The 24,422-nt window shown below is 58.2% G+C and carries 26 protein-coding genes, 2 tRNA genes and 1 pseudogene; 18 read left to right on the top strand and 11 right to left on the bottom strand.

The window, feature by feature from the left end:
• Nucleotides 1-41: 41 nt before the first annotated feature.
• Both BLR72_RS12705 and BLR72_RS12700 read left to right on the top strand, forming a co-directional pair.
• Nucleotides 42-389: a hypothetical protein gene (locus BLR72_RS12705; RefSeq protein ID WP_091949053.1), complete on the top strand. Its 348-nt coding sequence runs from the start codon at nucleotides 42-44 to the stop codon at nucleotides 387-389.
• An 87-nt stretch (nucleotides 390-476) separates the two neighbouring features.
• Nucleotides 477-857 (top strand): CopM family metallochaperone, encoded by a 381-nt coding sequence (locus BLR72_RS12700; protein ID WP_244506693.1) that lies wholly within the window; start codon nucleotides 477-479, stop codon nucleotides 855-857.
• Nucleotides 858-916: 59 nt separating this feature from the next.
• Here BLR72_RS12700 and BLR72_RS12695 read toward each other — a convergent pair whose 3' ends face one another.
• Nucleotides 917-1,255, bottom strand: coding sequence for a BRA0787 family protein (locus BLR72_RS12695; protein WP_027232361.1), 339 nt, complete (start codon nucleotides 1,253-1,255; stop codon nucleotides 917-919).
• Between the two features lie 325 nt (nucleotides 1,256-1,580).
• On the opposite strand from BLR72_RS12695, the gene BLR72_RS12690 reads away from it, so the two are divergent.
• From BLR72_RS12690 to BLR72_RS12675, 5 genes are all read left to right on the top strand, one after another.
• On the top strand, nucleotides 1,581-2,486 hold the full coding sequence (locus tag BLR72_RS12690; RefSeq protein ID WP_091949047.1) for an FkbM family methyltransferase: 906 nt from the start codon (nucleotides 1,581-1,583) through the stop codon (nucleotides 2,484-2,486).
• Between the two features lie 184 nt (nucleotides 2,487-2,670).
• Nucleotides 2,671-2,997: a hypothetical protein gene (locus tag BLR72_RS12685; protein WP_051615116.1), complete on the top strand. Its 327-nt coding sequence runs from the start codon at nucleotides 2,671-2,673 to the stop codon at nucleotides 2,995-2,997.
• Nucleotides 2,998-3,167: 170 nt separating this feature from the next.
• Nucleotides 3,168-3,653, top strand: coding sequence for a hypothetical protein (locus tag BLR72_RS12680; RefSeq protein WP_091949044.1), 486 nt, complete (start codon nucleotides 3,168-3,170; stop codon nucleotides 3,651-3,653).
• A gap of 219 nt (nucleotides 3,654-3,872) precedes the next feature.
• Nucleotides 3,873-4,049, top strand: coding sequence for a hypothetical protein (locus BLR72_RS22470; protein WP_153667724.1), 177 nt, complete (start codon nucleotides 3,873-3,875; stop codon nucleotides 4,047-4,049).
• Between the two features lie 618 nt (nucleotides 4,050-4,667).
• Nucleotides 4,668-4,850, top strand: coding sequence for a hypothetical protein (locus tag BLR72_RS12675; protein WP_091918987.1), 183 nt, complete (start codon nucleotides 4,668-4,670; stop codon nucleotides 4,848-4,850).
• A 12-nt stretch (nucleotides 4,851-4,862) separates the two neighbouring features.
• On the opposite strand, the gene BLR72_RS12670 is transcribed toward BLR72_RS12675, so the two are convergent.
• On the bottom strand, nucleotides 4,863-5,849 hold the full coding sequence (locus tag BLR72_RS12670; RefSeq protein ID WP_091949042.1) for an MlaD family protein: 987 nt from the start codon (nucleotides 5,847-5,849) through the stop codon (nucleotides 4,863-4,865).
• A gap of 264 nt (nucleotides 5,850-6,113) precedes the next feature.
• Between BLR72_RS12670 and BLR72_RS12665 the strand changes: the two genes are divergently transcribed.
• The 4 genes and pseudogenes from BLR72_RS12665 to BLR72_RS22715 form a co-directional block, all read left to right on the top strand.
• A complete protein-coding gene (locus BLR72_RS12665) occupies nucleotides 6,114-7,013 on the top strand; it encodes a LysR family transcriptional regulator (protein WP_091949597.1) in 900 nt (299 codons plus the stop codon).
• Between the two features lie 173 nt (nucleotides 7,014-7,186).
• Nucleotides 7,187-7,606, top strand: a complete 420-nt coding sequence (locus BLR72_RS12660) for a hypothetical protein (protein WP_091949039.1) — start codon at nucleotides 7,187-7,189, stop codon at nucleotides 7,604-7,606.
• Between the two features lie 79 nt (nucleotides 7,607-7,685).
• Nucleotides 7,686-8,144 (top strand): hypothetical protein, encoded by a 459-nt coding sequence (locus tag BLR72_RS12655; protein ID WP_091949037.1) that lies wholly within the window; start codon nucleotides 7,686-7,688, stop codon nucleotides 8,142-8,144.
• A gap of 28 nt (nucleotides 8,145-8,172) precedes the next feature.
• A pseudogene (locus BLR72_RS22715) lies at nucleotides 8,173-8,408 on the top strand (tripartite tricarboxylate transporter substrate-binding protein); the annotation flags it as partial.
• A gap of 5 nt (nucleotides 8,409-8,413) precedes the next feature.
• On the opposite strand, the gene BLR72_RS12645 reads toward BLR72_RS22715, so the two are convergent.
• The 4 genes from BLR72_RS12645 to BLR72_RS12630 all read right to left on the bottom strand — a co-directional run bounded on the left by BLR72_RS12645 (nucleotide 8,414) and on the right by BLR72_RS12630 (nucleotide 10,414).
• Nucleotides 8,414-9,793, bottom strand: a complete 1,380-nt coding sequence (locus BLR72_RS12645) for a glycosyltransferase WbsX family protein (RefSeq protein WP_091949032.1) — start codon at nucleotides 9,791-9,793, stop codon at nucleotides 8,414-8,416.
• A gap of 38 nt (nucleotides 9,794-9,831) precedes the next feature.
• Nucleotides 9,832-9,908 (bottom strand) — tRNA-Arg (locus BLR72_RS12640).
• Nucleotides 9,909-9,957: 49 nt separating this feature from the next.
• Nucleotides 9,958-10,263 (bottom strand): ETC complex I subunit, encoded by a 306-nt coding sequence (locus tag BLR72_RS12635; RefSeq protein ID WP_027232353.1) that lies wholly within the window; start codon nucleotides 10,261-10,263, stop codon nucleotides 9,958-9,960.
• Nucleotides 10,264-10,337: 74 nt separating this feature from the next.
• Nucleotides 10,338-10,414: transfer RNA gene (locus BLR72_RS12630), tRNA-Pro, on the bottom strand.
• Nucleotides 10,415-10,764: 350 nt separating this feature from the next.
• On the opposite strand from BLR72_RS12630, the gene BLR72_RS12625 reads away from it, so the two are divergent.
• The 3 genes from BLR72_RS12625 (at nucleotide 10,765) to BLR72_RS12615 (ending at nucleotide 15,120) form a co-directional block, all read left to right on the top strand.
• A complete protein-coding gene (locus BLR72_RS12625) occupies nucleotides 10,765-13,212 on the top strand; it encodes an arylsulfatase (protein ID WP_091949029.1) in 2,448 nt (815 codons plus the stop codon).
• An 18-nt stretch (nucleotides 13,213-13,230) separates the two neighbouring features.
• Complete coding sequence (locus BLR72_RS12620) at nucleotides 13,231-13,632, top strand: hypothetical protein (RefSeq protein ID WP_091949026.1); 402 nt, start codon at nucleotides 13,231-13,233, stop codon at nucleotides 13,630-13,632.
• A gap of 258 nt (nucleotides 13,633-13,890) precedes the next feature.
• Nucleotides 13,891-15,120 (top strand): MFS transporter, encoded by a 1,230-nt coding sequence (locus tag BLR72_RS12615; protein WP_091949024.1) that lies wholly within the window; start codon nucleotides 13,891-13,893, stop codon nucleotides 15,118-15,120.
• Between the two features lie 13 nt (nucleotides 15,121-15,133).
• Here BLR72_RS12615 and hdaA read toward each other — a convergent pair whose 3' ends face one another.
• Genes hdaA through BLR72_RS12600 form a run of 3 tightly spaced genes read right to left on the bottom strand, consistent with a single transcriptional unit; the run spans nucleotide 15,134 to nucleotide 17,587 of the window.
• Nucleotides 15,134-15,826, bottom strand: coding sequence for a DnaA regulatory inactivator HdaA (gene hdaA, locus BLR72_RS12610; protein ID WP_091949022.1), 693 nt, complete (start codon nucleotides 15,824-15,826; stop codon nucleotides 15,134-15,136).
• A gap of 32 nt (nucleotides 15,827-15,858) precedes the next feature.
• Nucleotides 15,859-17,058: an AI-2E family transporter gene (locus tag BLR72_RS12605; protein ID WP_027229767.1), complete on the bottom strand. Its 1,200-nt coding sequence runs from the start codon at nucleotides 17,056-17,058 to the stop codon at nucleotides 15,859-15,861.
• A complete protein-coding gene (locus BLR72_RS12600; RefSeq protein WP_091949019.1) occupies nucleotides 17,045-17,587 on the bottom strand; it encodes a CDP-alcohol phosphatidyltransferase family protein in 543 nt (180 codons plus the stop codon). Before BLR72_RS12600 ends, BLR72_RS12605 begins: the two co-directional genes overlap by 14 nt.
• 173 nt (nucleotides 17,588-17,760) lie before the next feature.
• Here BLR72_RS12600 and purM point away from each other — a divergent pair, with 173 nt between their 5' ends.
• Both purM and purN read left to right on the top strand, forming a co-directional pair.
• Complete coding sequence (gene purM / locus BLR72_RS12595; protein WP_091949016.1) at nucleotides 17,761-18,837, top strand: phosphoribosylformylglycinamidine cyclo-ligase; 1,077 nt, start codon at nucleotides 17,761-17,763, stop codon at nucleotides 18,835-18,837.
• A 5-nt stretch (nucleotides 18,838-18,842) separates the two neighbouring features.
• Nucleotides 18,843-19,454, top strand: coding sequence for a phosphoribosylglycinamide formyltransferase (gene purN, locus BLR72_RS12590; protein WP_091949012.1), 612 nt, complete (start codon nucleotides 18,843-18,845; stop codon nucleotides 19,452-19,454).
• A 30-nt stretch (nucleotides 19,455-19,484) separates the two neighbouring features.
• Here the strand turns inward: purN and BLR72_RS12585 are convergent, their stop codons facing one another.
• Nucleotides 19,485-21,590 (bottom strand): molybdopterin oxidoreductase family protein, encoded by a 2,106-nt coding sequence (locus BLR72_RS12585; RefSeq protein WP_091949009.1) that lies wholly within the window; start codon nucleotides 21,588-21,590, stop codon nucleotides 19,485-19,487.
• 128 nt (nucleotides 21,591-21,718) lie between these two features.
• Between BLR72_RS12585 and BLR72_RS12580 the strand changes: the two genes are divergently transcribed.
• Nucleotides 21,719-22,366 (top strand): glutathione S-transferase family protein, encoded by a 648-nt coding sequence (locus tag BLR72_RS12580; RefSeq protein ID WP_091949594.1) that lies wholly within the window; start codon nucleotides 21,719-21,721, stop codon nucleotides 22,364-22,366.
• Nucleotides 22,367-22,370: 4 nt separating this feature from the next.
• Here BLR72_RS12580 and BLR72_RS12575 read toward each other — a convergent pair whose 3' ends face one another.
• Nucleotides 22,371-23,213 (bottom strand): EamA family transporter, encoded by an 843-nt coding sequence (locus tag BLR72_RS12575; protein WP_091949007.1) that lies wholly within the window; start codon nucleotides 23,211-23,213, stop codon nucleotides 22,371-22,373.
• A gap of 309 nt (nucleotides 23,214-23,522) precedes the next feature.
• Here BLR72_RS12575 and BLR72_RS12570 point away from each other — a divergent pair, with 309 nt between their 5' ends.
• The gene (locus tag BLR72_RS12570; RefSeq protein ID WP_091949004.1) at nucleotides 23,523-24,383 is read left to right on the top strand and encodes a 23S rRNA (adenine(2030)-N(6))-methyltransferase RlmJ; all 861 of its coding nucleotides are present in this window, start codon (nucleotides 23,523-23,525) and stop codon (nucleotides 24,381-24,383) included.
• Nucleotides 24,384-24,422: the final 39 nt, after the last annotated feature.

Genomic DNA, 24,422 nt, shown 5'->3' with positions numbered 1-24,422 from the left:
AGTGATTTCAGTTCATGCGGGGTTCTTGTTAGAACGACCGGATGAAACGCTTCGCTGCGATCTTCGCGCTGATTACTGCGCTTTGCATTGGCTGGGTGCCGGTATTCGCCGCACCCGGACGGCTCGCTGCGGAAATCGGGACGCAGCACCACGGTGTCGAGACGCCAGCGGCCCGGCACATCGATCACCAGCGCAAGTGTCATGGGCAGAACCATTGCGTGCAAGACCCCGCGCCGCATCTGGCCGCTTGCGCCGCCTGTATCGGCGTTCCAGCAACGGCACTCATGGTTTTAGTTGCCGCAAAGCCTCGAATCGTCATTCCACGCGACCGGCAACTGCCGCTCGTCAACGGCATACCCGCGCCCCTGCCACGTCCCCCCAAGCTCTGATCGTAAACACTTTTCGCAATTGACGCGCAGGTGAGCCGGGCCAAAGCCTCGCGCATGATTTCTGCTGGCCCAAGGAAAGTTACAACAATGAACAGAATATATACGACAGCGCTGGTTCTCGGCATGGCCTCCGCTACGCCCGTTATCGCCCAGGACCACAATACGCACGGGAAGATGCAACATGAGATGTCCGCAAAGCCCGCCGGCGATCAGAGTGCCCCGTCGAAAGCCTTTGCCGCGGCCAATGCCAAAATGCACGAGGATATGGCGATCGAGTTCACGGGAAAGGCCGACGAGGATTTCGTGCGGGGAATGATCGCGCACCACCAGGGTGCAATAGACATGGCGAAGATTGAACTCGAATACGGGAAGGATGCGGAAATCCGTAAACTCGCTGGCGAGATCATCGCGGCACAGGAGGCGGAAATCAAACAGATGAAAAGGTGGCTGGCCAAAAACGGCGGCTGACGCTTCAAAAAAATCACCCGCCGGCGAGACCGGCGGGTGACCACATTCTTGACTTGAAACTAGATACGCATCTCATAGCTCGCGGCGCGCTTTTGCAAGCACAGTTGCCAGAGACTATAGGCGGCATCGGCATAGGTCGAAGTGCCCACCTTGAATTCAGCTGAACGCAACGGCAATAGATCTTCAATGACGTCCAATGTGCGTGCCGGAAGAATGTCCGTGCAAGTCCACAGGCGGCGGAACACGGTACTGATCGCGACCCGCTTCTCGTTAACGTCAATTACCGGTTCATCAGTGCCGAGTTCCCAGTCCTCAAGTGCATCGATCGCGTCTTGGAAGGCGTTTTGCAATATGATCGGCGCGTGGCCGTCGTGAAGTGGGTGCAGCAAACCAGGCATTCCTGTCTCCTCACTCTTTGGGTTGCACGACCGGGGGCTCCCGGAAGTAGAATCATAAGGGCGGAACGACGGTTTCAGCAAGCGCAAACTGCGATACCATACTAAATTACTAGGCATATCGGATTAAATCCAGACTTCCCGACAGTTTTAACCTTCTTTTCTTATCTATTATATAAGGGAAAGCTCGCATGTTATTGATCAAAAACATTTCCGCCATTTGCCCAATTTAACGACGCGCCCCCCCGCTGGGCCGTGAACGGCGAAATGAGAACCCGTTTCCGGCCAGGAATCACTGCCCGAATTGATCAATTAGAACCATTTGACGATGGAACCGAACTTAAGTAAGAATTTGATCATTGCTTTTTTCTTTTTTAGATTTTTTTCGGATTTAAAGGTCATGTATTTCGATGAATACGTGGAGCTGATATCCACATCTATTTTTACTTTCCAGAGAAAGAAACCTCGCCTCGGCCCACTGACGGCGCTGCGGTTGTTTGCGGCCGAATTTCTTCGGTCGTCTGGCGGGCGCGGAATTGATAAACTACCAAGCGCAGTCCAGGCCGCCCTCGAAGTGCGGTGCCACGGCGACGTAGCCATGGTGTGCCGGATACTCGATGGAGTTGGCGCGCTGCGCCGCAATTCCACTGTGCTGGAACTCGGCGCCGGCCGCGGCGAAACCACAAGCGAACTCGCCACATGCGGTGCATTTACGCGCGTGCTGGCGGTTGAGCCGGAACCCGAAAATTTCCGTGCGCTCGTTCGAAAGCTTGCCGACAATAATCTCGATGGGGTTGTAGACAAGGTTCCCTGCGCCGCCGGCATGATCGATGGCATGATCAACTTCCATGTTAACCGAACCGACAGCCTCAAGAGCAGCGTCAGGCAAAAACATGCATCGGACATGCCGCTGCGGACCACGGTCAACACGGCCCAAACTATATTGGACGATGCGCGTGTCCCCACAAACCAGTTGGGCCTCGTCTGGATCGACATTGAGGGTTACGAGACGATGGCGTGCCTTGGCCTTCTCCAGGTCATGCGGCAGAGCATCCCCATTTACGTGGTCATGTCACCAAATCCGGCCCAACCGGGCCAGACCGCAAGTTTTTTGCGCTTTCTTGCAACTCATTACCATCGCTGTGTTGTATTTGACGACGAAAGCGCGCGGATAACCACGATAATGGATATTCCGACCAATCGCGTCGGCCAGCGCGTTCTGATTGTCGACTGAGCTCGATCATGGTGCAGCCGCCTCGGCATCACCCCCGGCGGTTGCTGGTCGAGCGGTCGCCATTCAGTATGTCGCGCACTTCATGACGTCTGCGTTGCGCGAGATTTTGGACACCCATCTTGCCAAAACATCGCCATTAGCCCATTCATGTCCGCGCTGCTTCGCGATCGGGGATATTTGACTTATGACGATACGGCACCTTCAGGTGATCACCCTTACCGTAGTTCTTGCCGGTTGCGGCAACATCCAGGGCCAACTCGACAACGAGAAGATTTCGTCGCTGAACTACGATACGACAGACTGCGCGGCTCTGATCGCTCAGCGCAACCAGAAGATGGCCGAGGTCAGCCGCCTGACAAATGGCGCCGGCTACCAGGACCCCAATATCATCGTGGGTCTTGGGCCTTTCCTTCCCGACTATCGCACCAATAACCAGAAGCAGGCCGGGCCGCTGCAGGGCCAGGTCGATTCGATGACACGTTCGATCGACCGCAGGAAATGTGCCGGTTAACCTACCCCCTTACTGAAAAAGCAAGTCTCCTGCCAGCATCCACGCTTAAATATTGAGAACTACACTCATATTTTTGAAGAAGATGCGTCCGATTTACTTTTGTTTGTAAAAATTGTTTCGTTGTGTGAAGTTGATTCCACGCCATACAATCACGAGTTGAGGGGACCATCATGATTCTGGGTATGACGCCATTTACCTTGTTCCACGTGATCTTGAGCCTTATTGGCATCGTGACAGGACTGGTAGTCCTGTCGGGCCTGCTCAAGTCGGAGACCTGGCCGGGCTGGACCTTTATCTTCCTGCTGACGACGGTCGCCACGAGCGTGACCGGATTTCTGTTCCCATTCAGCGGTTTCACCCCGGCGATTGGCGTCGGGATCATCTCGATGGTATTTCTTATTCTGGCAATCGCCGCCCTCTATGCATTCCGCCTCGCGGGATCGTGGCGCTGGGTCTATGTGTTATGCGCGATCGTGTCGCTCTACCTCAACGTTTTCGTCCTTGTCGCGCAATCGTTTCAGAAGATCCCAGCCCTTAACGCACTCGCGCCCACGCAGTCGGAACCGCCATTCGCAATCAGCCAGGGGATCGTGCTTGTACTTTTCATCATCGCCGGGTTTCTTTCCCTGCGGCGGTTCCATCCGCTGCAAGCTTGAAAAATGCACTAAAAGAGCCGGTCTAGGCTGCTTGACCGGTATCCTATTCTTGTTTTTCACGGCATGTTGAATAACAAACGCAGAATGTGACTGCCGCCAACATTGATCTTAGTTGTATAAGCACGAAACTAGGCGTACACATATCGGCTTAGGCGACAATTAAGCTTTCAGCCTTCCGACCAACGGAAGGTAATTTGCTCTTCTCCAGGGAGTGACGAAATGGGCGACGTGACGCTTCATCTGCCCCATAATGCCAGTTGTGCAAGCCAACAAATTCTACAAAAAGTCCGCGAAGAGATGCCAAAGAAGCCCGCAAGCCCCAATAAGCTTTCGGATATTTTGAGGCGCGCCAAGGGTGGTTTCACCCATCGCAGGTTCAAACAGCACACGGCATGACGACAATGAAAATTTAAAATATTTGACCTGCCGGCTTGCTGGCAGGTCAAAATTGCGTCCTTCCCGCCAAGACGTGCCGGGTTGCTTACAATGGGCGAGTGCGGGGCATTCGAAGCCCGCCACCCCAATCATTTCAATACACGTTTGTCTCTGCAACCATAGGGTCGTATGACTTCGGCGTTGACCCGTTTAAGTTGCAGCTCTGCCAGACCTTGCTATTATCGCTACGATTGTAATGTCGCCGGGCTCAACAGGCGCAGCCTTGACGCAATCGGTTGACGTTGCTCGTGCGCCCGGACTGGCCTAGCGGCGATACACTTTCGAACTAGTGCACATTTCCGCTTTTGATCTAACGACGTAGCCTGAATTGTTGAATTGTTTTCAACCTGCCACCATGGCTTGATGCGACCTGAGCCGCATTCATTAGTTGGCTCTAAGTCCTCTTAATCACTGTGTCACGGGCAGATGTGGGAGGCACCAATGGATGAGGAGGATGAACGGAAGGAACGAGAGGACTACGCGCCCTACCTCACTTCAATCTGGGGTTACCTCATCATCTTTCTGATCATCATACCGGTAGTCTTGTATCTGGGCCGTCAGTTCGGAAGGTGAGTAGTTGTGCCGTTTATCGCGTTGAAGAAGAGGGCAAAAACCCCCGCAGCGAATATTCCAGCCACATTCGATGACAACACACGCTGCTTTGACGGTGAATTCAAAGCCTATCTCTATTGGCCGCTCGCGGTCGTGCTGATTGCTATCGCTGCGACGAGTTATATCGCCGGAATGTATTACGCCTCGTGAGCGTGCCAGCGCTCAGCGCGGAGCCTCGAATTCCGGAACCTTGCTGTCCTCACCGAAAAACAGCTTCTTGGGATCATCTGCAAAATCCGAAACCGCCCTGTCGATGCTGTCGACCGATCGGCGGCTCGCCGAGATGAATTTCTGCACCTCCGGCAGCTTAGTGCCGGTGAAGCTGCCGATGTTCTTCAAGATGGACGCCAATTGAGCATCCAGGGTTTTGGCCTGCTGTTGATAGGCTTCAAGCTTGGCACGTGCGTCGCTGACCGCGCTGCCTTTTTCATCTGACAGTTCACGATCGACCTTCGCCAAGGCATTGTCGATTTTAACGGAGGCTTCGTTGATGCGGGCGATCACGTCACGCGCATCATGCGTGATCTCATTGAGGCTTTTTGCGCGCTCGCCATATTTATTGATCAGATCGGTGCTGGCAGCCAACTTGTCTGTCGCCGCCTTGGCCTGGTTGATGCCTTCGACAAATGGCCCTCGGGTGTCCGCAATGTATTTCTCGGTCGCCGTCGTTGCCTTGTCGACGCGGTCAATCCAGTCCTGCGCGGTCTGAACCAGCGTTTTCAACGATGTCGGGTCAATGTCGACGCGCGCAACAGTGTCCTCCTTTTCCGCCTCCTCCAGAAGCTTCGGCTCATAGGCCTTGCCGCCTTTCAACTCGATATAGGCGCGGCCCGCCAGCAGTTCGAACGCTAGCGTCGCAACGGTCGAACGCGTAATCGGCGTTGTCGCATCGACATCGGTTTGGACGATCACGGCGTCCGGATTGGTCGAATCGATATACAATCGACGCACCTGTCCGACCTTTAAGCCATTGAAATAGACCGGACTATTGGCAGCGAGGCCAGTCACGGATCCGGGGACCCTTATTTCGAGCGTGGCAGTCTCGCGCGTCTCTCCATAACGCCCGATCCAGTAAAAGAAACCGAATGCGAGGAAACTCACCGCAAGCAAGAATATAGCTACAAGAAAATAGTTGGCCTTGGTTTCCATTGAAATTCCGGAATGAACACAGGTTCAGAAAATTGATCTTCTCATTACCGCCTCATGTCGCGGCAAATCAATGGCGTTCAGCCTTAAAGCATACCATTGCACGCATTGATCGAGGTGTTGGTTGTGACGAATGTCGGATTGGCCAAGTTTGGCAGCCGTGCCGGGAGCAGCAAACCGGGCCCGGCGCTTCGGCACGTATGGCGCTCGCCCAGCGTTCGGATTAACTTGAATATCCAGGAACGCATTTTCGGATATTGTCGAACAATGATGAAGCTCGAGGGGATTGCAACCTTTGTTGCCGTGGCCGAAGCAGGCTCGATCAGTGAGGCCGCCCGCCGGCTGCGGCTATCAAAATCGATCGTCAGTGAAAGGCTTGCGGAGCTGGAGCGTCAGATCGGGGCTGTGCTCCTGCATCGCACAACGCGCAGTCTTGCCCTGACCGAGGATGGCGCAGCCTTCCTCGATCGCGCGGCACGCATTACGCGTGAGGTGGAGGATGCGGCAGCCGACATGGCCGAGCGGCGCGGCCTGCTGGTGGGCCCGTTGCGCATTTCCGCACCCGTAACTTTCGGGCGCATGCATCTCGGCCCTGCCCTTTTCCCGTTTCTCAAAGCGCATCCCGATATCGAGCTTTTTCTCGATCTCGACGACCGCCGCGTCGACGTGGCGTCAGATGGTTACGATGCCGTCATACGCCACGGTTTAATTGCTGATTCCCGCCTCATCACCTGGCGCCTGGCGAGCAGCCAGCGCGTGCTCGTCGCATCGCCCGCTTATATCGAAAGGTATGGAACGCCGGATTCGATCGAATCGCTCGACCAACACAAAGGTATTTTTTATGCAAACCGCGGCGTGGCCGATTGGAGTTTCCCAACGAACGGCACCGCGACGACGGTTCGTGGCCGGATCGGGCTTAGGGTCAACAATGGCGACACGATGCGCGACGCCGCCATTGCCGGGATCGGGATAGCAATGCTGCCGAGCTTCGTCGCCGGCGAAGCGATCAAGGCCGGGCAATTGCAGGTTATCGATATCGGCGTGGCGGCGGTGGCCGAACACATCTATATCGCCCATCCCGAAGGCCGCACGCCTTCGGCCAAGCTGAGGGCGCTTGCCGACCATCTGCGCAAGGCGTTCGGATCCCCGGCCTATTGGGACTGTTGAAACCATTCAGCCTGCGTTCAGCAGGTCGATCGTACAAAGATCACACTAGAAATTATGGGACCGAAGGTTCTTTGACTGGACGGCGAGCCGTTGCACTTCGCGCTGGAACTTTTTCCGGCGCGCAGTTGTTGAACAGTGATAGAATAGCGGGTCCGTATGGGAGGTAGACTTCTATGTCCATCAGATATTTGACGCTGGCTGCAGCAGCGGGTCTCTCTGCGGTTTTTCTTTCGGGCTGCGTCGAGACGACAGGTCCTTATTACGGCGGCTATGGCGGATATGGCGGCTATTACGGGACGACCATCTATAGCGGATTTTATGATGGCCCCGGTTATAACGGCTACCGCTATAACCCTTACCGGAATGACCGCTACAGGTATGATCGCTACAGATACGATCGCTCGCGTTACGATCGCAATGGCAATGACGACCGCCGTCATTACAGCAACAGCGACAACAACCGCCCGAACGTCAACCCGCCATCAAATCCCCGTCCGTCCTCGAATAACGACGGCGGTTACGGGGACCAGAAGATCTACCTGCCGCGCGGCGGCGACGCCTATATGGGTGGGTCGGGACGGTCGCACCAATAAGGTCAGCGATGACGCAGCGCATCTTGCGACAATTGGCGGGATTGGTCCAAAAGCAGGAGGCGAAAACGGGGGAGCGACAATGTCCGATGCCTTGCTCGAGCGCTTGATCCCTTTTATCGGCGAGTGGCGCACGGACGCAACCGTTGGCGGCAAGCCCATGGCCAGCGGTCATACCCGTTTTGAATGGCTGGCCAACAGGCAGTTCGTGATCCAGCGGGCCGACGCGGAGATCGCGCCGAGCCTCCCACGCGAATGGACGGAAAATTCCCCGTTTCCGATCACGTCCATCATAGGGCTCGATGATGCGACCGGGCTTTTCACGATGCTTTACACCGATGCGCGGCACGTACACCGCGTCGTCAACATGACGGTGGGTGACGGCGTGTGGAAGCTTTGGCGCAATTCCCCGGGTTTCTTTCAGCGCTATGTCGGTACGTTCGACACCGGAGGAAACACGATCAAAGGTTCGTGGCAACGCTCGCAAGACGGCACGTACTGGGCGCACGACTTCGATCTAGTATATCGCAGGGTCGGGTAATTAACCGAAGTCGTGAACGTAGCAGGCAATTGCGGATCCAAAGTCGTATACCTTCCACGCGCCAGCAGCGGCAGCTACTTTCCCGGATCATGTGGTCACGCTGGTCTTGCCGTTTGCTGCGGGCGGTTCGCCGGATGTTGTCGCTCGCGTGGTCGCGGCCAAGATGTCCGGTCTCCTCGGCCAGCAGTCATTGTCCAGAACATGGGCGGCGGCGGCGCCAGCCTTGGAGCCAGCTTCGCGGCGCGGGCCGAGCCGGATGGCTACAAGGATCACGCATTGATCTTCTGGAAGATTGTCTTGACCGTGCGATGCAGCCAGGGCCATCTCACCAATATGCCGGACAATTTCCGCGTGAACTGGCTGGGAGGCCGGTAGTCTGAAAGTTTCTCGGCAATCGTCCTGGCGTCGGTGGCAGGGTCTGAGTCCAGAAAGGCCTGGGTCAGAGTTTCGATCGCAGAGGAGCGCGCGGCCTCGATGGACTGTTCTGCTGCGTGATCGCGCTTGTAAAAGGACGAGTCGCGCGTTTCTTCAAGATACGACAATCCCCACTTCTGGTCGGGCTCGAGATGACACCCCTCGCCCCACTCGTTCCAGGCATTGATGAAGATGAAATTGTCTTCGCCCGTGTCAAACTCGGTTCGCGTATAGGCCCGCAAATAGCGCAGCCATCTGCCATAGAGTGACGGGTTGGAATTTATTATTGTCGTTGCCGTGTTCTGGCGACGCGCTGTGTTGTCCCAGCTTGGAATAATTCCACGATAAAGCCGAAACGCGGGCACCGGCCGATTGATGCTTTGGGCCACCATCTTGCGGTAGTCGACAAAGCGGCCGGAGAACTCCGGATTGGTCGTGACCGGTGACCGGTCGGGCCGGCTTTCCGAACCGATGAATTTGTGCGGCGGGAATTCGACCAGTGCATCGGCCCCGCACTCTTCAGGCGCCGAGATATCATAAAAATCCACCGCGGCAATGTGCAGGTCCGGAAACCCCTGCCGCTTCGCAAACTCGCGCCAGACGGCGAAACTCTTCTTCGGGTTTGGAATTTCCTTGGCGTGATAGACGACAAGCAGCGGTTTGCCGTCGATCTTGATATAGCGATCGTCCTTGAAGTAATCGATGAGGCTTGCGATGAAGGCCTCATCGTCGCCATCGGCATATTTTTGTTCGAGAAGCACGCTCCTGGTGTCGCCGTCCCAGGTGCGGGTCCAGTTTTCGTTGGCCCAGCAAAGGCAAAACTTGATATCAATATCCGATTTGAGAAAATTTTCTGCGGGACGCTCAAGAATGCGTCGCCCGCTGAACCAGTAATGGTAGAAGCAGAAGCCGTGGATGCCATATTGGCGCGCCAGAGCAGCCTGTTCCGCGAGGGGTTCCACATAGGACAGATCGTAGAAGCCGAGCTCGCGCGGGATATGCGGCTGGTAATGGCCGTCGAAATTGGGCCGGCCACGCGCAACGTTGGTCCACTCGGTAAAGCCCGGACCCCACCAAGCGGAGTTTTCCTTCACCCGATGAAACTGGGGCAGATAGAAGGCGATCAGCTTGGAAGTGTCTGTGGATTCTGTGAGAGAGCGGCCGCTGTCTGAAACATCCCGGCCCACCGGATTGGCAGCAGATTCAGAACGCTCGGGCTCAAAAAGGCGGTTCATTGGCTACCTCGTCCTAGTGCTCGCCCGGGCACTAATTTTGGCGATCCCGGCTGGATTCGAACCAGCGACCGTCGGCTTAGAAGGCCGGTGCTCTATCCAGCTGAGCTACGGGACCGTTTGGTATCGGCGCGCCCATCCTCACGGATAGTCGCCAATTCAGTAAATCAATGCGTCCAGGGCTGCTTGCGGTCGAAGCGAAAATTTTCCGAATAGGAGACGGCGCGGCGGCGCGTTTCCTTGGGTTCCAGTACCGTGAAAGCGATGCCGTTTTTTTGCGCGTAGGCGATCGCCTCTTCCTTGGTCTCGAAAGTCAGTCGAATCTGGCTCTTCATGTCGCGCGACGAGGTATAGCCCATCAACGGTTCAACCTTGCGCGGCTGCTCCGGCTCATATTCGAGCGTCCAAGTGTCGGCTTTCGCTTTCCCTGACTGCATGGCTGTTTTTGCTGGACGATAAATGCGCGCTGCCATCGAAGAATCCCTTTATCTGCAATGCCGATATATTACAGGCTTTTGCCGAACTCCAGCAGCAACTTCACTGAAAATGGTCGGAGCGGCAGGATTCGAACCTGCGACCCTCTGGTCCCAAACCAGATGCGCTACCAGACTGCGCTACGCTCCGTCCGTTCTTGGACGCTGAGTTCCCTATTGTCTTAGCTTCGATAACGCAAGAGCCGAAATCAAGAAAACGGTCTAAAACGGAATAAACGGGTTGCAGTGGCGCGTTGTGCCGCCAAAAGCCTCACCCCGCCGTCAGCCTGATGCACAAAATCAGGCAATGGATTCTGAACCTGACAGCGCCTACGACGTCGAACTGTAGGTTACAGTAATGTACTTTACAGGCCACTTGGCGACGCTGACACTCCACGCGTTGCAAGTATCACGGAATGGGGTGCGGCCCTGTGGCGCAATCGCTTCAGGTGATTGCGCCCTCACGAGGACCTTGCTTCGCGTGGCCAAGAGGAGGGTTCCATGCGCTCTCGCTATCTGCACGTCTCTCGCGCCTTCATTGCCGCCATTGGCTTTACCGCCCTGACTGGAATCGGTTGCCCGACAGCTTTCGCGCAATCGGTGAGCGGGCAAGCGGGTTCACCGGGGGCCACGACCACGATCGACGGCAAGCAACTTCCCCCACCACCCCCTAAATTCGGCGGGGTGATCAAAGAAAAGGCCGCGGACTCGCAACCCTGGTGGGCGCCGCGCGTGGTACCCCCGAAAGGCGCGCCCAACATCCTCCTGATCATGACGGACGACCAGGGCTTTGGCGCTCCAAGCACCTTTGGTGGCGTCATACCGACGCCGGCGATGGACCGGATCGCCAATGCCGGACTGCGTTTCACCAATTTCCACTCGACGTCGCTGTGTTCGCCGACACGGGCGGCATTGATAACGGGCCGCAACCACCACTCGGTCGGTGCGGGCGTGGTCGGCGAAATAGCCACCGGATATCCGGGCTATGATTCGATCATCCCAATCGAGAAGGCGACGATCGGCACAATACTCAAGGAGAACGGTTACGCGACCTCGTGGTTCGGAAAAAACCACAACACGCCCTCCTACCAGTCGAGTCAGGCAGGCCCGTTTACTCAGTGGCCGACAGGGATGGGCTTTGATTATTTCTACGGGTTCGTAGGCGGCGACGCCAGTCAATGGCAGCCGAACCTCTTTCGCAACACCACGGCCATCTATCCGTTCGAAGGCAACCCCGGCTGGAACCTCGAAACGGCAATGGCTGACGAAGCCATCCAGTATATGAAGCAGTTGAAGGAAATCGCGCCCGAAAAGCCGTTCTTTGTCTATTACGTGCCCGGCGCCACGCATGCCCCGCACCACCCGACGCCGGAATGGATCAAGAAGATCAGCGCCATGCACCTGTTCGACGAGGGCTGGAACAAGCTTCGCGAGACCATTTTCGCCAACCAGAAGCGCCTCGGGATCATGCCCGACAACGCCCGGCTGACGCCCTGGCCGAAGGAACTGCCCGAATGGGATTCGCTCGGTTTGGAGGAGAAGAAGCTCTTCATCAGGCAAGCGGATGTCTATGGGGCATACCTTGCCTACGCCGACAACGAGATTGGCCGGGTTATTCAGGCCGTCGAAGACCTCGGCGAACTGGACAACACGCTGATCATTTATATCGGCGGTGATAACGGCGCGAGTGCCGAGGGCATGCTCAACGGCACGCCCAACGAGTTCACCACCTTCAACGGCGTCGACGTGCCCGTAAAGGACCAGTATCTCTGGTATCCGTTCTGGGGGTCCGAGCGAACGTTCCCGCATTATGCCGCGGCCTGGGCATGGGCGATGGATACGCCATTCAAATGGGTCAAACAGGTACCATCGCATTTCGGCGGCACTTCACAAGGCGTCGCCATGTCCTGGCCCGGCCACATTACGGACGTCGGCGGTATCCGACGCCAGTTCCATCATGTCATCGATATCGTGCCGACCTTGCTCGAAGCAACCGGCATATCAGCGCCCGAAACGGTCAACGGGATCGAGCAGCGCCCCATAGAGGGGACGAGCATGGTGTATACGTGGGACAAGGCAAACGCCACCGCGCCGACCCGGCACAAGACGCAGTATTTTGAAATGCTCGGCAATCGCGCCATCTACGACAATGGCTGGGTCGCGGCGACAACGCCTGCAACCCGGCCATGGGAGCTCAGCACCGCAACGCCGCCCGATGTGATATCCGGTTATAAATGGGAGCTTTACAATGTCGACGAGGATCCGACCCAGTTCAACGATCTTGCGGCAGCCATGCCGGACAAGCTCAAGCAACTGCAGGACCTGTTCTATGCGGAGGCAAAGAAGTACGACGTCCTGCCGCTCGACAATTCGACGCTTTCGCGATGGAACACGCCGCGGCCAAGTCTCACGGCCGGCCGAACGGAATTTACTTACTCTGGCGAACTAAGCGGCGTTCCGGCGAGTGCCGCGCCAGGTACGCTCAACAAGTCCTACACCATCAGTGCTGACGTGGAGATACCCGCAGGCGGTGCCGAAGGCATGATCGTCACCGAGGGCGGAAGGTTCGGCGGCTACGGTCTGTTCCTGAGCAAAGGCGAATTCGGCGTCGGTCGCGGCAAGATCATGTTTCTCTACAACCTTCTCGACCTCAAGCGGACCATGTGGGAAGGCCCGGAACTGGAACCCGGCAAGCACACAATTGTCTTTGATTTCAAATCGGACGGTAAAGGTCTCGGCACGGGCGGGACCGGCGTCCTTTCAGTAGATGGCAAGGAAGTTGCCAGGAACACCATGGATCACACCATTCCGGTTACCTTCCCCGAGGATGAGAGTTTTGATGTTGGCCTCGATACCCGCACCGGAGTTTCGCTCGTCGAATACCGCTACGATTCCCCGTTCAAGTTTACGGGAACGATCGACAGAGTGACCTTCAAGCTCGGGCAGTAGAGAAAGGGGCAAACGATAATGCCGGGGCTCGTAGATCCGAAGCCGCTTCTCTCCGTGATGGCTGCGGCCGAGGGCGCGACCGCAGTGGCGCTGTTGTTTGCGCCTGCAATGCTCATCGACCTGCTCCTCGGCACGGGCCTTGATGCGACCGCTGCCACGGTCGCACGTGTAGCCGGTGTAGCGCTGCTCGCCCTTGGCATTGCTTGCTGGCGGGCAAGCGCCGACGTGTCGAGCGATGCCACGCGCGGGCTGGTCGCGGCCATGCTTGTCTATAATTTCGGCGTCTCCGCAGTTCTGGTGCTGGCGGCGTTCCGCCATGGACTATTCGGCATCGGCCTCTGGCCAGTCGCTATCGCCCACATTGCGATCGCTGGCTGGTGTCTCGCATTTATTTTGGCACTTTCCCGCGAGAGCGCTTGAGGGTTGTGGGCAACAGATAATCAAAGCGATTTGAGACTTTTGTTCAATTGACGATGAGCGTGCCCGCTGGTAGCGGTGATATCATGAAAATCGCAATTTTTATCGTCGTGGTTAGTAGGCGCATGGGCAGGATGGCGTAGCCATCCGGCGAAAGCTACCCATGCGCGTTCCAAGGGCTCCTGACGGGGCTTTTTTTGTGCCTTGAATCTGGCCCTGCCCCGTCAAATCCACGTTTCCCTTTTCGCGACGGATCAAGCCATGACGAGTAACAGTCCTGCCTGCAATGCACCCATAAATTTCACTGAGAATGCCAAGATCAACCCACCGCCCATTGCGATCCTGATTTTCCTGACAGCTCTGGCGGCGCTGCCGGTGAACATGATCCTACCATCGCTGCCGAATATTGCGGCTGCGTTCAAAGCGGATTTCGCGCTGGTCAACCTGTCGGTGGCCGGATACGCCATCGCCACTGCACTCATCGAACTCATCGCTGGCGCGGTATCAGATCGCTATGGTCGCCGACCGGTCGCCTTGGCCTCGATCTGCATCTTCATTGTCGCCTCGATCGGCTGTGCCTTGGCCACAAATATCGGACTGTTTCTGATGTTCCGGGCGATGCAGGCATCCATAGCTGCGTGTTTTTCAATTGCCCTCGTGATGATCAAGGAGACCATGGGAGAAGGACGTGCTGCAAGCAGATTTGGCTACCTCGCCATGGGCTGGGCGATTGCACCAATGTTGGGGCCGTCATTGGGCGGGATTCTGGATCAGGCGTTCGGGTGGCGAGCGAGCTTCATTTTGTTCGCAATGTTAGGCGCAGTCGGGCTCGGTCTATCAGCATGGGGTCTGCCTGAAACCGCCTCGGTACGACCCCACCGTAACCACTTGGAGGCCTATGGCCAGCTCCTCGGCTCGGCAAGGTTCTGGGCATACACGCTGTGCATGGCCGCCTCGATGGGGACGCTCTATATCTTCTTCGGCGGGGCGCCGTTGGCCTTTGGCCCGTCCGCCGGTCGGTCGAGTGCGATGTTGGGCATGTATATGGGAATGGTGCCTTTGGGATTTATCCTCGGCAGCTATTTGGCCGGTCGCTATGCTTTCCACGGCGGGACGGCTACGACGCTTGTCTTCGCACGCCTTGTCACCTGCATAGGTCTTGCGGCGGGGCTAGCACTCTCGATGGCAGGCGCTGCCCACAGCCTTGCGTTCTTTATTCCATGCATGTTCGTCGGTGTCGGCAATGGGCTTACCATGCCCGCCGCCAATGCGGGGGTTCTGTCCATTCGAGCCGAACTTGCCGGCACTGCCGCGGGGCTCGCGGCTGCAATCTCACTTGGCGGAGGGGCGCTTATTGCGTCAGTGGCAGGGTTGTTTCTGTCTGAACCGGTTTCAGTGCAATTGATGCTGGGTCTGATGCTCGCCACGGCGTCGCTGGCGCTGGTGGCGGCACTCTACGCAGCGCTTGTCGGTCGTCTTCGGGCTCGGTAGGACCCCATTTAAACTAGAGATCGAAAGCGGCCTGCCCTTCGTCGATAGCCGTCACCAGGCTGGCGGCGAGCGCGCGCGTTATCTTCGATTTGCGCTCAAGTGCTGCCCTGTCCAGCCGTTCAACGATCCGATTTGCCGTCGAGAGCGAGCGCTCGATATGGCTTACAAGAAAGCCGATTACGCTGGGTTCGACGGCAATCTGCCTGTCGGCGAAAAGCTTGTAGAGGACGCCGGACAACAGCATGTCGTCGGGCTCGCCGATTTCCACAGTCGTCGCCGCCTTCAGGCGCGAGGCAAGGTCCGGCAGCGTCACCGGCCAATTGGCCGGCCATTTGCGCGATGTCATCAACAGGCTTGAGCCGCTCTGCCGGACGTTATTGATGAGGTGGAAGAGACCGGCTTCGTCGATTGGGGCGTCGCCAATATCGTCGATGAGGAATGGACCTGCCTCGCCCGCGGCGGCGCCGATCCGTCGCGGATCGACGACGAGGGCATTGGCCTCGGCCTTCCAGATTGCAGCAAGGTGCGTCTTGCCTGAACCGGTCGGCCCTGCGAGCACCACGACGGGCGCAATCCATTCCGGCCAGCGATCGACGATATCCACGGCCGCCATGTTGGATGAGGACACGATAAGGTCGTCGCGGGAATATCCCGGCTCATGGCCGAGATCGAGCGGGAGTTGGCGGGGCGAAGTCGTGCTGGTCATGGCGATGAAATACAGCCAGCTCTCCTGCCCTGTCACCTCAATTGTTTGGGCTCATCGGATTTGGGGTAGTCGCCTGTGTAGAGCGGGGATTGTTGATAGCGTCCGATCATGAACCGCACGAGAACGCCGATGGCAGCGGCGGTAGGTACGGCGATCAGCATGCCGGTGAAGCCAAGGAGCGTTCCGAATGCGAACAGCGCGAACATGAGCCATACCGGATGCAGGCCGACGGACGAACCGACGAGTTTCGGCTGAAGAATATTGCCTTCGATGAACTGGCCGACGCCAAACGCGATGGCGACGCCGAGAATATGGCCCCATTCGGGCCAGAACTGCACCATGGCCACGCCGAGCGCAACGACAAGGCCGACCAGCGATCCGACATAGGGAATAAAACTGATCAGACCGGCAAAGAGGCCAATGAGAAGGCCGAAGTTCAACCCGACAATGGTAAGACCGACGGCATAGATGACGCCGAGCAGGAGGCAGACGGTGCCCTGGCCGCGGACGAACCCGGCGATCGCCTTGTTCATGTCGCGGGCAATGGCACGTATCGTATAGACGTGCTGGCGCGGTACCAGGTTGTCGATCTTCGAAACCATCCGGTCCCAATCAAGCAGCATGTAGAATGCCACGACGGGCGTGACGACGAAGAGCGCAAAGACATCGATCAGCGTCTTGCCCGAACTCCAGATTGATTGCAGCAGCGTGGTCAGGAAACCCGCGCCCTGCTGCAGCAGCGAATCGAGGCTGTTGCGGATCACCGAAGCGTCTACGCCGATGAAATTCTTCAGCCATTGCGAATCGCGGTTGGCGATCAACTCCTGCAGGCGCGCCACGTAACTTGGCAGGCGCGCGATGAAATCGCTCATCTGCGAAGCGAGAACGGGCACGAGGATGATGAGGAGCAGCGCGAATGTCACGATGAACAGGACAAGGATGACCACCGTCGCAAGCAGTCGCGACAGGCCGAGCCGCTGCAGCCGGTCCGCCACGGGATCAAGGAAATAGGCCAGCACCATGCCTGCCACAAATGGCAGCAGGATCGAGGAGAACATATAGAGGAAAAGGCCGAGGAAAAGGAGAGCGGCTGTCCAGAACACCGCCTGACGGCGCACGCTGCTGGCAAGCGTATTGACCTCAACTTCCACATGGATGTCACGATCGGGAATTTCGACCGGGATCGCCTGTGTCTTGGTCGTGACTACGCCCTTGCTTTCAGTCTTTGTCATATCCAGCCATGTGTTTTGTCCAGGCGACGAGATAGGCAGTCGCGGAAGCTACGGTCAAGAGGGCAACGCCCCAGGTGAGCACGGCGCGGATGCCGGTAAATGAATAATCAAATGTAATATCAGCAAGCGTCACCACGACGAGTATGATTTGAAATACGGTATTCGCCTTTGAGACCAGTAATGGATGCATTGCGACCGGCCTGTCAATGACAGTGCCGAGCACCACCGCTCCAATGATGAAGATATCTCGTGAAACGACAATGACGACGAGCCAGACCGGCAACTCCTTGAGGAAACCAAGGACCACATACAGCGACACGAGCAATACCTTGTCGGCAATCGGATCGAGATAGGCGCCAAGGTCGGATTTCTGGTTGTAGCGGCGCGCGATGAACCCGTCGACACCGTCCGAAACACCGGCGACGATAAATCCTGCAAGAGCTGCTCCGACGTAACCGGACAACAGCGCCATGACGATCAACGGAACCAGAATAAAACGGAAGATGGTGATGTAGTTGGGAATGGTCACGCGTCTTCCTCAAGGCATGCTTCTCTGCTCTACATGGAGCGATGAAAGCTGACGCTCAAGTGCTTGCGCGGGGCAAAGTGTCAATAAGTGGCGTTTTCTCCGCCGCTCCCGGCATAAGTTCTTGCAGCCACGCGTAAGTCGTGCCATTTCGCCATCAAAATCCGGAGCTGACGATGAGTGACAAGAACCAAGCCGGCAAGAATGGCCTCACCTATGCGCAGGCAGGCGTCGACATCGATGCCGGCAATCTGCTCGTCGAAAAGATCAAGCCGATCGTGCGCTCGACGCGGCGGCCCGGCGCCGACGGTGAAATCGGCGGCTTCGGCGGCCTTTTTGACCTCAAGGCGGCGGGCTTCACCGATCCGGTCCTGGTGGCGGCCAATGACGGCGTCGGCACCAAATTGAAGATTGCCATCGACGCCGGCGTCCACGACACGGTCGGCATCGATCTCGTTGCCATGTGCGTGAACGATCTCGTCGTGCAGGGCGCCGAGCCGCTGTTCTTTCTTGACTACTTCGCCACCGGCAAGCTCGACCCCGATCAGGGCGCCGCGATCGTCAGCGGCATCGCGGAAGGTTGCCTGCAGGCCGGCTGCGCACTTATCGGCGGTGAAACGGCGGAAATGCCGGGCATGTATCGCGACAGCGACTATGACCTCGCTGGATTTGCAGTCGGCGCAGCCGAGCGCAATGAACTGCTGCCGTCCGGCGACATCGTCGAAGGCGATGTCATTCTCGGACTTGCCTCTTCGGGCGTTCATTCCAACGGCTTTTCGCTGGTGCGCCGCATCGTCGAACTTTCCGGACTCGGCTGGGATGACAATGCACCGTTCAAATCCGGTACGCCGCTTGGCGAAGCATTGCTTACGCCGACGCGCATTTACGTAAAGCCGCTCCTTGCCGCCATTCGCGAAACAAAGGCGATCAAGGCGCTCGCCCATATTACCGGCGGCGGCTTTCCGGACAATATTCCCCGCGTGCTGCCAAAGCACTTGACCGCCAGCATCGATCTTTCCGCCATCAAGGTTCCGTCCGTATTCTCCTGGCTCGCCAGCACCGGCGGCGTCGAGCGCGATGAAATGCTGCGCACCTTCAATTGCGGGATCGGCATGATCGCAGTCGTAGCGCCTGAGAATGTCGACACGGTACTCACCGCATTGAAATCGCAGGGCGAAGATGCGGTGCGCCTCGGGGCCATGGTGGCTGGTGCCGATCGGGGCGTCGTCTACCAGGGTAAGCTGGCGCTGTGAGCGCGATGCAAAAGAAGCGGGTGGCCATCCTGATTTCCGGGCGCGGCTCCAATATGAGCGCGCTCATCGAAGCAGCAAAGGTGCCCAACTATCCGGCGGAAGTCGTTGTCGTCATTGCCAACAAGGCCGATGCCGCCGGGCTCGCGGCAGCGCGCGCCGAAGGGATCGAAGCGATCGCCATCCCGCATCGAGATTTTACCTCCAAGGCTGAGCACGAAGCCGCGGTCTCCGCCGCGCTCCATGCGGCCAACGCCGATATTGTCTGCCTTGCCGGCTATATGCGGCTGATCTCGCCGGAATTCGTCAGGCAATGGGAAGGCCGGATGCTCAACATCCACCCTTCCCTGCTGCCGCTGTTCAGGGGGCTTCACACCCACGAACAGGTGCTCGCATCCGGCATGCGCGTGCATGGTTGCACCGTGCATTTCGTCACCGAAGGCATGGACGAGGGTCCGGCCATTGCCCAGACCGCAGTTGCCGTAAAGACCGGCGACACGCCGGCGACCTTGGCGGAGCGCGTTCTATCCGTCGAGCACGAAACCTATGCTCGTGCACTTGCGCTGGTTGCCAGCGGCAAGGCCACGATGCACGAAGGGCGCACCGTTTTCAGCGACTAGGCGCCGCTTTTCCGCAAGTGCGCGGCCGGTTCAGGCCAGCCGCACCCAAATCTTGTTGTCGTGAAAAGCCGCGCCGCCATTGGGAGCTGGTGAATCGGCGCCGGTCAGCACGTTGATGCCCTCGCCGCGTTCAAAGGCGGAATTGGCGAAGATGCCTTCCGAGATAACGACGCCGCGCTTCGTCCGCGCTTCGACGCGAGCGTGCAGAATGACTTCGCCGCGTTCATTGCCAATCTCGACGCGCGCGCCATCGATAATGCCGAGCACCGCAGCGTCTTCCGGATGAATCAGAAGTTCGGGACGCTGTTCCTTGGCGGTCGAGGTCGGCGTTTCAGAAAAAGTCGAATTGAGGAAGTTGTGCGCCGGCGATGTCGCCAGCCGGAACGGGTGCTTTTCATCGGCCACCTCGATCGCTTCCCAATAGTCCGGGAATGCCGGCAGCGTGCCGTGCGGCCCCTGTAGCCCCATGGATTGCGGCGGACGGTTGGGCGACGGGCCATTCACCCAATCCGGCCTGAAGCGAAACTTGCCGTCCGGCCAGGCAAAGCCCTTTTCGTAATGCGCGGTCTCGAAGTCGGGCTGGATGTCGAGCCAGCGCATGGCCTTGAGCGCGTCGAAGCCCGGCAGATTGCTCGCCGCCATCATATTGTCGATGAGGGTCTTTGCATCGAGATCAAAGCCCGGCAGGTGCGCGACGCCGAGTCGTTTGGCGAGTTCGTTGATGACGAAAAGATTGGGGCGCGTTTCGCCGGGTCCGTCGATCAGTTTTGGACCAAGCACGATGTGCTGCTGGCCGCCGCCGCGATAGATATCGTCATGTTCCATGAACATCGTCGCTGGCAACACGACATCGGCGAGCTTCGCCGTATCGGTCATGAACTGCTCATGCACGGCCATGAAAAGGTCGTCGCGGAGCATCCCCTGTTTCACCAGCCGCTGCTCGGGCGCGACATTGGCGGGGTTCGTATTCTGCACCAGCATCGCGGTGACCGGCGGTCCGCCATAGAGCGCCGATGCGTCGCCAGTCAATGCGGGGCCAATGCGGGACTGGTCGATGTGGCGGATCGAGGGATCGGCAAAGGCCCGCCCCTCGATCTCGCGCTTGTCCATACGGAAAATGCCGGAATTGGAATGGAAGCCGCCGCCGCCCTCATATTTCCAGGCGCCGGTGACGGCAGGGATCGACAGGGCCGCATGCATATTGACCGCGCCGTTGCGCTGGCGCGCAAATCCATAGCCGAGGCGGAAGAACGTTTTCTCGGTCGTGCCGACAAGACGGGCGAATTCTTCGATTTCTGCAACTGAAAGGCCGGTGATCGCCGCGGCCCATTGCGGCGTCTTATCCTTGAGATGCTGTTCAAGCCCTTTTGGATCGTCCGTATAGGCATTGAGATAGTCCCAATCGGCGAGGCCATCGCGAAAGAGCACGTGCATGACCGCGCAGGCGAAGGCTCCGTCGGTGCCGGGCTTCAGCACGAGGCCGAGATCGGCCTGCCGCACCGTCGCCGTCTCATAGATGTCGATGGCGACGATCTTTGCACCGCGATCCTTGCGGGCGCGCACCGCATGGGTCATGACATTGACCTGTGTCGCCGCGGCATTCGTGCCCCATATGACGACACAATCCGACTTTGCCATCTCGCGCGGATCGACGCCCCCAAGCTTGCCGGTGCCGGCATAAAAGCCGCTCCAGGCGAGATTGGTACAGATACTGTCGAACTGGTTGGTATATTTCTTGGCGTGGCGCAAGCGATGGATCGAGTCGCGCTGCACAAGCCCCATCGTGCCAGCGTAGTAGTAGGGCCACACGGTTTCCGAACCGTACTTTGCCTCAGCCTCGAGGAACCGTTCGGCGACGAGGTCGAGCGCAGCATCCCAGCTCGCCTCCTTCCATAGCCCCTCGCCTTTGGCGCCAGCACGGATTATCGGCTTCAAAAGCCGCTCCGGATGGTGGATGCGCTCGGCATAGCGGGCGACCTTGGCGCAGATGACGCCGGCCGTGTAGCTATTTTCCTTGGCGCCGCGCACCCGCCCGATATGGCCCGTGTCGAGAACCTCCACATCGAGCGCGCAGGTCGACGGGCAGTCGTGGGGGCATGCGGAATGGGCGGTGCGAAGAAGGACAGCTTTGTTCATGTCCGATCCATAGCGCAAAATCACACTCGCACAAATGCCACTTTTTGTCTTGGTGACAAGCTTGACCGCGCCCCATCATCCTTGTTAGTTAAGCAACTACTTTAGTAATGATCAAAGCGGAGGAAGAAATGTCGCTGACGCTGTATTTTCACCCCTTGTCATCCTTCTGCCAGAAGGTTCTGACGGCCCTCTACGAGAAGGACATCGCCTTCGAAAAGCACGTCGTCAATTTCATGGATGCGGCGGAAAACGCACGCTTCACCGAGATTTGGCCGATCCGCCAATTTCCAGTGCTTCGCGATACGGCACGCGGCAGGATAATCCCGGAGTCGAGCCTGATTATCGAATATCTCGACCAGCATTATCCCGGCAAAGGGCAACTATTGCCGGAGGATCGCGAGGAAGCTTTCGAGGCGCGCAGACTTGACCGGTTCTTCGATCTGCACGTGCAGGTACCGATGCAAAAGACCGTGACGGACAAGCTTCGCCCCGAGGGCCAGAATGACAGTTTCGGCGTCGAGGAGGCAAAAGCAAAACTCAACGCGGCCTACGGCGTGCTTGAAAAGGAACTCGGCGGCAAGACCTGGGCGACGGGCGAGCGTTATACAATGGCCGATTGCGCGGCCTCCCCGGCGCTGTTCTATGCCAACCTGTCCGTGCCTTTCGGCGCCGAATATCCCGGTGTGTCGGCCTATCTCGACAGGCTGATGCAGCGGCCGTCTTTTGCGCGCGCCGTGGAGGAAGCAAGGCCCTATTTCGATATGCGGCCCGAATAGGTGGTCAGGCGAGCCGCATGACTGCCGCGCCCGCCGCGATCAACGCCACGGCGGCAATACGTTTCGGTCCAACGCGCTCGTGGAGAACCAGCGCGGAAATTGCAACGGCGAAAAGAATGGAGGTCTCGCGCAATGCCGCGACCGTCGCCACCGGCGCCATCGTCATCGCCCAGAGCGCGAGGCCGTAGGAGCCAAGCGTTCCGACGCCGCCGATGGTGGCAAGGCGTATGCGCCTGGTGAAATGCGGCCAGAGTTCGCCGCGACGCATCACCACGGTCCACAAGAAGAGCGGTCCAGCATTGAGGACGAAAACCCACATCGTATAGGAGGCGGGCGCGCCGGAATGGCGCACGCCGATGCCGTCGATGAGCGTATAGGTGGCGATCACAAAGGCATTCACGAGCGCAAACATCGTCGCGGCGCGATTAGCGGAAGCCCGCCGCCTCGCCTCCAGCGCCAGTGCGAGGACGCCGCCGCAAATAAGCGCGATGCCTGCCCATTTCTGCACCGAAAGCACCTCGCCGATGAGCGGCCCACTGGCAATCGCCACGATAAGCGGCGCCGTGCCGCGCATGATCGGATAGGCCTGGCTCATATCGCCGCTGCGATAGGCAGCCGCGACGAGGATGAGGTAGATCACCTGCGCGACGCCCGATGCGGCGAGAAACGGCCAGCTCTCCCGCGCCGGCGGCGGCAGAAATGGCAGGCAGATTGCTGCGATGAGGCCTGCCGACGTGACAACGACGACCGTGTTGAGAAACTTGTCGCCTTCGGATTTGACGACGGCATTCCAGCTCGCGTGCATGAACGCGGCAAAGAGCACAATGAGAATGACAGTCCCGGACATGTTGCTAACCCGTAGCACGCCAGCGATACGAGTGTGCCCTGCGGCCCTATAGGACAGATTTATGACATTTGGCAAATTGGTTGCTTGAAAGCACAGGTCCAGGGAAATTGAAGGTTTGCATTCGGCCTTTTCCCGGGTCCTCGGGACGAGCCCGTGGATGACGGCAGCGATGGTGGAAGCGGCGGTGGTGGCTGGATCACGGCAATGATTGTGGATCCGCGCCCTGCCCCAGGCACGCGAAGCACCAAAATGAGGCAGCGGTCACACCGGATACTTGCGAGCGGCAGGACATCGTGAAACAAGCAGCGCATGAACTATCGCCACGCCTATCACGCCGGCAACTTCGCGGATGTGGTCAAGCACATCATCCTGACGCGGCTGGTGCTCTACCTGCAGCGCAAGGAACAGGCGTTTCGCGTCATCGATACCCATGCAGGGATCGGTCGCTACGACCTTAAGGGTGTCGAGGCCGGCAAGACCAATGAATGGCAGAACGGCATTGGCAGGCTGCTGGAGGCAAAGTTCGATCCCGACGTCGCCGCGCTCTTGTCTCCCTATCTCGACATCGTCCGGTCCGAAAATACCGATGGAGCGATGCGGCACTATCCCGGCTCACCGCTCATCGTGCGCCACTTGCTGCGGCGTCAGGACCGGCTTTCCGCCCTCGAACTGCACCCACGGGATGCCGAGCAGCTCGGCGACCTCTTTGCCGGCGACGTGCAGGTGCGCGTAACCGAGCTCGACGGCTGGCTCGCCATGGGCGCGCATCTGCCGCCGAAGGAAAAGCGCGGCCTCGTCCTCGTCGATCCGCCATTCGAGGTTGCGGGCGAGTTCGACCGGCTGGTCGACAGCCTTGCCAAGGCACACAAGCGCTTTTCCGGTGGAACCTTTGCGCTGTGGTACCCGGTCAAGGACCGCCAGGAAGTCAGGCGTTTCGCGGAAGCGCTGCGCGATACCGGCATTCCCAAGATCCTGCGCACGGAGCTTATGATTCGCGCGCCGTCAGCCGAGCCGCGGCTCGACGGCACCGGCATGATCATCGTCAACCCGCCTTTCACGCTGGAAGCGGAACTGCGCATTCTCTTTCCGGCGTTGTCAAAAATCCTCACTGAGGAAAAAAATGCAGGCTTTACAGTCGATTGGGTACGCGGGGAACAAGTTGACGCTTGACCGGAGGCAACTGCTGGTCGAAATTGCGGCAAAGATTAG

Origin of the sequence: Phyllobacterium sp. YR620, assembly GCF_900104165.1 — a bacterium.
GTDB classification, from domain to species: domain Bacteria; phylum Pseudomonadota; class Alphaproteobacteria; order Rhizobiales; family Rhizobiaceae; genus Phyllobacterium; species Phyllobacterium pellucidum.
The sequence above is the reverse complement of the archived record's forward strand: the minus strand, read 5'-3'. Positions and strand labels throughout refer to the sequence as shown.

Coding starts and splice junctions, on each gene's coding strand:
- BLR72_RS12685 (WP_051615116.1), top strand. CDS start 2,671: ATGACGATACGGCACCTTCAGGTGATCACCCTTACCGTAGTTCTTGCC.
- BLR72_RS12625 (WP_091949029.1), top strand. CDS start 10,765: ATGCGCTCTCGCTATCTGCACGTCTCTCGCGCCTTCATTGCCGCCATT.
- purN (WP_091949012.1), top strand. CDS start 18,843: ATGCAAAAGAAGCGGGTGGCCATCCTGATTTCCGGGCGCGGCTCCAAT.
- BLR72_RS12635 (WP_027232353.1), bottom strand. CDS start 10,263: ATGGCAGCGCGCATTTATCGTCCAGCAAAAACAGCCATGCAGTCAGGG.
- BLR72_RS12705 (WP_091949053.1), top strand. CDS start 42: ATGAAACGCTTCGCTGCGATCTTCGCGCTGATTACTGCGCTTTGCATT.
- BLR72_RS12670 (WP_091949042.1), bottom strand. CDS start 5,849: ATGGAAACCAAGGCCAACTATTTTCTTGTAGCTATATTCTTGCTTGCG.
- BLR72_RS12580 (WP_091949594.1), top strand. CDS start 21,719: ATGTCGCTGACGCTGTATTTTCACCCCTTGTCATCCTTCTGCCAGAAG.
- BLR72_RS12655 (WP_091949037.1), top strand. CDS start 7,686: ATGTCCGATGCCTTGCTCGAGCGCTTGATCCCTTTTATCGGCGAGTGG.
- BLR72_RS22470 (WP_153667724.1), top strand. CDS start 3,873: ATGGGCGACGTGACGCTTCATCTGCCCCATAATGCCAGTTGTGCAAGC.
- BLR72_RS12585 (WP_091949009.1), bottom strand. CDS start 21,590: ATGAACAAAGCTGTCCTTCTTCGCACCGCCCATTCCGCATGCCCCCAC.
- BLR72_RS12570 (WP_091949004.1), top strand. CDS start 23,523: ATGAACTATCGCCACGCCTATCACGCCGGCAACTTCGCGGATGTGGTC.
- BLR72_RS12690 (WP_091949047.1), top strand. CDS start 1,581: ATGGAACCGAACTTAAGTAAGAATTTGATCATTGCTTTTTTCTTTTTT.
- BLR72_RS12645 (WP_091949032.1), bottom strand. CDS start 9,793: ATGAACCGCCTTTTTGAGCCCGAGCGTTCTGAATCTGCTGCCAATCCG.
- purM (WP_091949016.1), top strand. CDS start 17,761: ATGAGTGACAAGAACCAAGCCGGCAAGAATGGCCTCACCTATGCGCAG.
- BLR72_RS12605 (WP_027229767.1), bottom strand. CDS start 17,058: ATGACAAAGACTGAAAGCAAGGGCGTAGTCACGACCAAGACACAGGCG.
- BLR72_RS12615 (WP_091949024.1), top strand. CDS start 13,891: ATGACGAGTAACAGTCCTGCCTGCAATGCACCCATAAATTTCACTGAG.
- BLR72_RS12660 (WP_091949039.1), top strand. CDS start 7,187: ATGTCCATCAGATATTTGACGCTGGCTGCAGCAGCGGGTCTCTCTGCG.
- BLR72_RS12665 (WP_091949597.1), top strand. CDS start 6,114: ATGATGAAGCTCGAGGGGATTGCAACCTTTGTTGCCGTGGCCGAAGCA.
- BLR72_RS12695 (WP_027232361.1), bottom strand. CDS start 1,255: ATGCCTGGTTTGCTGCACCCACTTCACGACGGCCACGCGCCGATCATA.
- hdaA (WP_091949022.1), bottom strand. CDS start 15,826: ATGACCAGCACGACTTCGCCCCGCCAACTCCCGCTCGATCTCGGCCAT.
- BLR72_RS12700 (WP_244506693.1), top strand. CDS start 477: ATGAACAGAATATATACGACAGCGCTGGTTCTCGGCATGGCCTCCGCT.
- BLR72_RS12620 (WP_091949026.1), top strand. CDS start 13,231: ATGCCGGGGCTCGTAGATCCGAAGCCGCTTCTCTCCGTGATGGCTGCG.
- BLR72_RS12680 (WP_091949044.1), top strand. CDS start 3,168: ATGATTCTGGGTATGACGCCATTTACCTTGTTCCACGTGATCTTGAGC.
- BLR72_RS12575 (WP_091949007.1), bottom strand. CDS start 23,213: ATGTCCGGGACTGTCATTCTCATTGTGCTCTTTGCCGCGTTCATGCAC.